This is a genomic window from Mesotoga sp. UBA5825 (assembly GCF_002432955.1).
Taxonomy (GTDB): Bacteria; Thermotogota; Thermotogae; order Petrotogales; family Kosmotogaceae; genus Mesotoga.
On record NZ_DJHG01000121.1, the window covers coordinates 2,326 to 8,641 of the forward strand.

7 protein-coding genes are annotated in these 6,316 nt (G+C 46.9%); all 7 read left to right on the top strand.

What is annotated here, in order from left to right; translation table 11 throughout:
• Positions 1-222 (top strand): hypothetical protein (locus B3N33_RS11950; RefSeq protein WP_292593475.1); only part of this gene is annotated, 222 nt, incomplete at its 5' end.
• Positions 223-234: 12 nt separating this feature from the next.
• Positions 235-1,479: an ABC transporter substrate-binding protein gene (locus B3N33_RS11955; RefSeq protein ID WP_292588556.1), complete on the top strand. Its 1,245-nt coding sequence runs from the start codon at positions 235-237 to the stop codon at positions 1,477-1,479.
• Between the two features lie 45 nt (positions 1,480-1,524).
• Positions 1,525-2,775: a carbohydrate ABC transporter permease gene (locus B3N33_RS11960; protein ID WP_292588558.1), complete on the top strand. Its 1,251-nt coding sequence runs from the start codon at positions 1,525-1,527 to the stop codon at positions 2,773-2,775.
• Positions 2,776-2,777: 2 nt separating this feature from the next.
• Complete coding sequence (locus B3N33_RS11965) at positions 2,778-3,614, top strand: carbohydrate ABC transporter permease (RefSeq protein WP_214078278.1); 837 nt, start codon at positions 2,778-2,780, stop codon at positions 3,612-3,614.
• 14 nt (positions 3,615-3,628) lie between these two features.
• Complete coding sequence (locus B3N33_RS11970; protein ID WP_214078277.1) at positions 3,629-4,729, top strand: alkaline phosphatase; 1,101 nt, start codon at positions 3,629-3,631, stop codon at positions 4,727-4,729.
• 41 nt (positions 4,730-4,770) lie between these two features.
• Complete coding sequence (locus tag B3N33_RS11975) at positions 4,771-5,484, top strand: endonuclease/exonuclease/phosphatase family protein (protein WP_214078276.1); 714 nt, start codon at positions 4,771-4,773, stop codon at positions 5,482-5,484.
• Positions 5,481-6,316 (top strand): alkaline phosphatase family protein (locus B3N33_RS11980; RefSeq protein ID WP_292593476.1); only part of this gene is annotated, 836 nt, incomplete at its 3' end. The genes B3N33_RS11975 and B3N33_RS11980, both read left to right, overlap by 4 nt.

Consider the following 6,316-nt stretch of genomic DNA (forward strand, 5'->3'; position numbering starts at 1 on the left):
GCTATCGCAAATGTTGTCGACTTGCTCGGGCTTGAAACGATAGTGCTCAACAGCCGCAATCCTTTCTTCTCCGACAAAGCGGTTGATTATCTTAGAAAGAAAGTGTTCGATATGTCGCTGGGCCACACCGAGCTCGAAATGATGATTCTTAAGGTTACAGAACAGAAGCTTTTGAGAACACCCCTCGCTGTTTCAGTAGGGAGAATACTGGGAGTCTTTTAGGAGGTGCGTTTTATGAGAAAGAGAGTTATGATACTTTTTGTTGCTTCGTTGCTCTTGATTACTTCTGCAATGGCAAAAACAACTATCGTCCACTGGATGCACCATTCACCGAGCAGAGCGATGATTATCATGGAAATGGCTTCAGAGTTCATGAAGGAAAACCCCGATGTAGAAATCAAGGTTCAGACAATACCATATTCAGAGTATAAGACTAAGCTACTTGCTGCTCTGGCAGCGGGAAGTGGGCCAGATGTCGCACAGATTCCCGCCACGGCGATGGAGGAGTTCTTCGGTTATGGATTGATTCAACCAATAAATGCAAGTGTCGCCACGGCGGAAGAGATGAGAGAGAAGTGCATAGAAGCGGCCATTGACAAGCTGATTATCGACGGTCAGCTGTACGGCTTTCCGACAGATGTTCAGACAATTGTTCTCTTCTACAATCCATATCTCTTCGAACAGGCGGGTCTTGACCCGTATAGCCCTCCTCAAAACTGGACCGAACTCCTTGAGTACGCAAAACAGCTGACGATTTGGGAAGGAAACAAGATGGTTCAGTCAGGGCTGGGAATTGAAGGCTACGAACCGGTTATTGAGAGTTTCATGAGGCAGGCAGGCGCAACATTCTGGGCAAGCGATGAAGAAAAGAAAGTCGCATACGAAGATGCTCAGCTTGAAGGCCTGAAATTCTTGACTGATGCAGTGCTGAAACATGAAGTATATGTACCGGAATTTGGTTCGAGGTGGACGGGATTCAGACAGATAAAAGAAGCTATGGTGTTCGGACATGGAGCAATGGTCGGTTCTTTCCAGGTCGGCGGGCATCCCGATCTCGAATTCAGAACCGCACTCCCTCCGGCGCACCCCGAGACAGGAAGCAGAAGCTCGGTTTTGACAAGCTGGGCTCTTGTTCTCATGAGCGATTGCAGAACTCCGGAGATCGCTTCGAAGTGGCTTGCTTTTATAAGCTCGCCCGAAGCCCAGAAACTGTGGTTCAAAGATACAGGAGAACTCCCTTCTTATTATAGCGTGATCAGTGATCCCGAGTTTGCAGATGATCCTTTGTTGAGCCCGATTCTGGATTCACTGAATTATGCTGTGCCAACGTTCTCTGCCGGTTGGGGAAATCCGGCGGCTCTTCTTAGGGAAACGGCGTACAACAGCATAATCAACAAAGGGGCCGATCCTGAGGAAGCGCTCAAGAAGGCGATAAACGAAATCAACCAGTATCTCGAAGAGACCTTTGGAATATTCTGATCCTAAACCGGGGTCTAGCGGCAAGCCTGATTCGGAGGTCTTTCAATGGTAGAGCTATCAGATAATTCACTGAGTAGAATTTTAATAGCTGCAGGGTTGTTACTAATAATTCTCTCTTTCTTCCTGCCCTACGCATCGGGAGAAGTTGTGTATAGGGTTGCTGACTTCTCTTTTTGGGGTGCGTTTAACCTCCTGCCCGTCTATATTGTCCTGGTCTGCCTTTTTGCACTGTTCCTTGCGATAGGGAAGATCTCATTTCTTCTTGGAACAGCTGTCTCTTTGCTGGTGCTGAACATCACGATCATCTTCATGAGAACTGAATGGCAGGAGGTTCTAAGATCAAAGTTCTTCCTCGATTTCCTGGGCATTGCCGGTTACGGATGGTGGATCTCTTTGATCGGCAGCGTTGTGGTTCTCGTTGCCGTCGTAAGACTGATTCCGGATAAGAAGAGGGCTCCGTATCTCTTCATTCTGCCGTCCCTGTTTGGAGTCTGCTTTCTTACTTTCTTCCCGGCAATGTTCGCTTTCTTTATCTCGTTTCACAAGTGGAATATCCTCGTGCCGAACAAACCATTCGTGGGGCTTGCGAACTTCAGGAAGGCCTTTACAGACGAGTATTTTCTGAGATCGCTCTGGATAAGCTTTAAGTATGCTCTTGGCGTTATACCCGTGAAAATCGTAATTTCCTTTTTCTTTGCTCTCCTCATATACTCTATCCCGAAGTTCAAGAGCGTATTCAGAGTGATATACTTCCTTCCGGCCGTGACATCGGTTGTTGCGATAAGCGTTATCTGGACATGGATATATCATCCGTATTACGGAGTAGCGAATTATCTCATAGGACTCTTCGGGGCGGAGCCGATAAACTGGCTGGGCAATCCCGAAATAGCCATCTGGTCAGTTGTACTCGTTTCAGTCTGGAGGTCCGTTGGATACAGCATAATAATCTTCCTGGCCGGGCTGAACAACATACCTAGTATCATTCTGGAAGCCTCGGATATCGACGGAGCAACGCGTTGGCAGAAGGTCAAGAACATCATAATCCCGCTCATGAAGCCCTCTCTTGTTTTTGTGTTCATAACTTCGACGATCGGCGCGATTCAGGTTTTCACGGAGATATACATGATGACGGGAGGAAATGCAGATACGAAAACTGCTGTCTTCTACATTTGGCAGACGGGATTCAATAAGCTGCAGATGGGCTATGCTAGTTCAATGTCAATCGTTCTGTTTGCAATAATACTGGTGATTACTCTTGTTCAGATGAGGGTCACAAAGATTTTCAAGGAGGAGTGACCTTGAGATCGAAGAGGAAGAGCAACATAATTGTATATTCTATTTCATATACTCTCTTGATAGCATTTTCAATAATAATGATTATGCCCTTTGTATGGATGATCTTGTCTACATTCAAAGATCAAAGTGAGCTTATGAGATTCCCCCCTAAGTTCCTGCCTGACAGATTCACCCTAAAGAATTACGCCGAAGTATTCAGTTCCGTTCCTTTCTTGAGGTATTACTTGAACAGCATTCTAATAACTACCGTGGCGGTCACTCTCACATTGCTCACATCCAGCCTCGCCGGCTTTGCCTTTGCAAAATACAGGTTCAGAGGAAGAAACTCGATTTTCAAGACTCTGCTCGGCGCGATGATGATTCCTTTTCCTGTTACCATAATCCCGCTGTATATCATGATCTACAATCTGGGGCTCGTAGACACCTACTTGGCTCTGATTATAACGGGTTCAGTAAGCATCTTCGGCGTATTTCTCATGAGGCAATTCATTGTCACTATTCCCGACGACTTGATAGATGCGGCCAGGATAGACGGATGCTCCGAGTTTCAGATCTTTAGAATCATCGTGATTCCAAACATAAGAGCACCACTGTCTGCGCTGGCGATCTTCTCTTTTATGGCGACCTGGAACGCTTTCCTGTGGCCTCTTCTGGTTGTTAACAACGATGAACACAGGACTGTTCAACTCGGAGTACAGTATTTCACCCAGCGTTACGGGGATTTGATGCACCTTCAGATCACGGCCGCCGCAATGGCCGTTATACCGATAGTGGTGTTGTATCTCATATTGCAGAAGCAATTCATCGAGGGTATTACGATGACTGGTTTGAAGGGCTAGTAAGGGGTGGTAATATGAAAAAGCTCTCGACTCTCTTTATGCTTTTAGTATTCTTTTCTTCTGTTTTTCTCTCGCTGGAAAGCAGTAGACCTGAGAATATCGTCATCCTGATTTGTGACGGGATGGGTTTTAACCATCTATACATATCGGAACTGGTAACTGGAGAAGTCATGGGAAGCCACAATCCCGTAGTCAGTATCGGCAGAAATGAGGCTCTAGATAATCTTGTAACCGACTCGGCTGCCGCCGCAACCGCGTTTTTTTCCGGTGTGAAGACACTGACGGGGTATCTTGGCATGAATGCATTAGGAGAAGAAGTGAAGACGCTGGCGGATATCCTGAAAGACAAGGGTTGGTGGCTCGGCCTGGTTACAAACACACGTTACTACGACGCCACTCCGGCAGCCCTTTACGCTCATGAGCAAAGGAAGGAAACGGATGTAATTACAGACTTTCTAATGGAAAGTTCCCTCGATTTGTTCTTTGCCGGTGGTCTTGAAGAGCTGGGAATCAATCCCTTTACCCAGAAACCGACGCCAAGAAGCAGAATACACGAACTCATAGACAGCGGCTACAGGGTTCTTGGACTGAATTTCGAGGAGATTGGATCTCCGGATTCCGAAATGTTGAAGGGAACCGTTGCCCTTGTAACCATGGGAGACAAAAGCTTTGAGAATGAATTGATTCCCGGTGAGCCCACTCTCTTGGAAATGGTCGAAAGGGCTTTAGCTGTATTCATGCAGGAAGAGAGAAACAAGCTACTCGTCATTGAGGCCGGCAGAATTGACGATGCTTCTCATGTCAACGATTCAGAGGCCGTGCTGGCCGAACTGGCTGCCTTCAGGGACGTACTCTCTTATTTGCTTTCACAGCTCTCTTTGGAAAGCGATCTATTGATCGTGCTTTCAGACCACGAGACCGGAGGAGTCGCGGTGCCTTATGGCAAACCCGATGGTGACTTTTCCTTGAGCTGGTCGAGTAACGACCACACTGCTGCCTATGTGCCTATAATTGCCTACGGCAAAGGATCGCATGTCTTCACGGGATTTTACCATTTGAAGGAGATTCCTCGAAAGATCTGCGGACTATTGGATGTGATTATATGCGCAGAATAGTTTTTTGCTTTTTGTTTTCAATATTCCTTGGAGGGACTCTGATGGGAACATCTCTGACTGTCATGACCTACAACATAAGGCACGGAATGGGAATAGACGGTGTCCTGGATTTTTCCAGAGTTGTCGAGACCATAAGGGAAGTAGATCCAGATATTCTTATTCTCAATGAAGTCGATCAGGAAAATCCGAGGAGCGCAGGACTGAGACAGGCAGAGATTATTGCCAAGGAACTCAACATGAGCTACTTCTTCAGTCTGGCGGAGGGCAGGAGCAACTACGGCAACGCTGTTCTCAGTAAATTCCCGATAACGGCCGAATTTGGTTTTGTGCTCCCGAGACCAGAATGGATGCTTGCCGTGGATAGAGGTTGTTCCGCAATCGTCACAGAGATCGAGGGCCGGGAAGTCCTGGTGATGGGCACGCATCTCGGTCTCGGCGGGATCTTGGAAATCCAGACGGAACTCAGAAAGATTCTCGAGGTGTATCTTGAGCACGAAGAGATTCCGGCGATTATTGCCGGCGATCTCAACGCCGAGTGGTATGATCTGCAGTACGGTGTCCCCGAGTTTTTCGACCACTTCAATTCGGTGAATCATGCGCTTGACAAGAGTCTTCATACGATACCGGCAGATAGACCGGGCCGGCAGATTGATTATATCTTCGTGAATCACTATTTCGAGATCGTCGATGCATTCACTGTAGCTTCATACGCTTCGGATCATCTGCCCGTCGTTTCGAGGCTGGTCCTGAAATGAAGAATATCCCTCTCCTCTTCGTTACTATCGATTCGCTTGGTCCGGAGGTGTTGAAGAAGGCCAGGACTCCTTTCCTGGATACTGTTGCCAAGACTGGTTCCGTGGTGAGGAATATGAGATCGTGTTTTCCTACACTTACCACACCCATGATGAGCACCATATTGACGGGTGTATATCCCGAAAAACACGGCATATACTCCAACACTATCCTGAACAGAGAAGAGATGAGAGTGGAGGGTAGACTCAGAGATCTCAAAAGAGCGCCAATAACCGACTGTTTATACGAAAACAACTACACCATCCTCTCGATACAGCATTTCATGCTTCAGGGAAGAAAGGGAGTGAAGCATGTCCAGGTTGACGGAAACAGAAGCAATGCAATACGGAAGGCGCTAACAAAGGAGAGTAAAGAAAAGAAGTATGACGCTATCTTCTGCCTCTATCAGTCTCTGGATAGTGCGGGGCATAGATACGGACCTCTTCACCACAAGACGATAAGAGAATTGGAAGAGATAGATGGCGAGTTGAAGCTTTTAGCCGACTTTCTTGAAGAGACATTTGGAGAATTCGTTATAGTCATTAGTTCCGATCACTCCATGTCATTGGCCGAAAATCCTACGGATCTTGATCTAGGTGAAGTTATTGCCAGGATCGGTCTCGAAGCCGAACTTGGTAAGGAAGGAAAGAGGGTTTCTAAAGAGACTGACATTCTTATGCTCAAATACCCAACCGTAAACATCTACACTCTGACGGAAAAAGCAATGAATAGGACAGCTCTGCTCGTGGATGCTCTGAGGAAAATCAGCGTAACAGATAGAATCTATACAAAAGG

Coding starts and splice junctions, on each gene's coding strand:
- B3N33_RS11955 (WP_292588556.1), top strand. CDS start 235: ATGAGAAAGAGAGTTATGATACTTTTTGTTGCTTCGTTGCTCTTGATT.
- B3N33_RS11960 (WP_292588558.1), top strand. CDS start 1,525: ATGGTAGAGCTATCAGATAATTCACTGAGTAGAATTTTAATAGCTGCA.
- B3N33_RS11970 (WP_214078277.1), top strand. CDS start 3,629: ATGAAAAAGCTCTCGACTCTCTTTATGCTTTTAGTATTCTTTTCTTCT.
- B3N33_RS11975 (WP_214078276.1), top strand. CDS start 4,771: ATGGGAACATCTCTGACTGTCATGACCTACAACATAAGGCACGGAATG.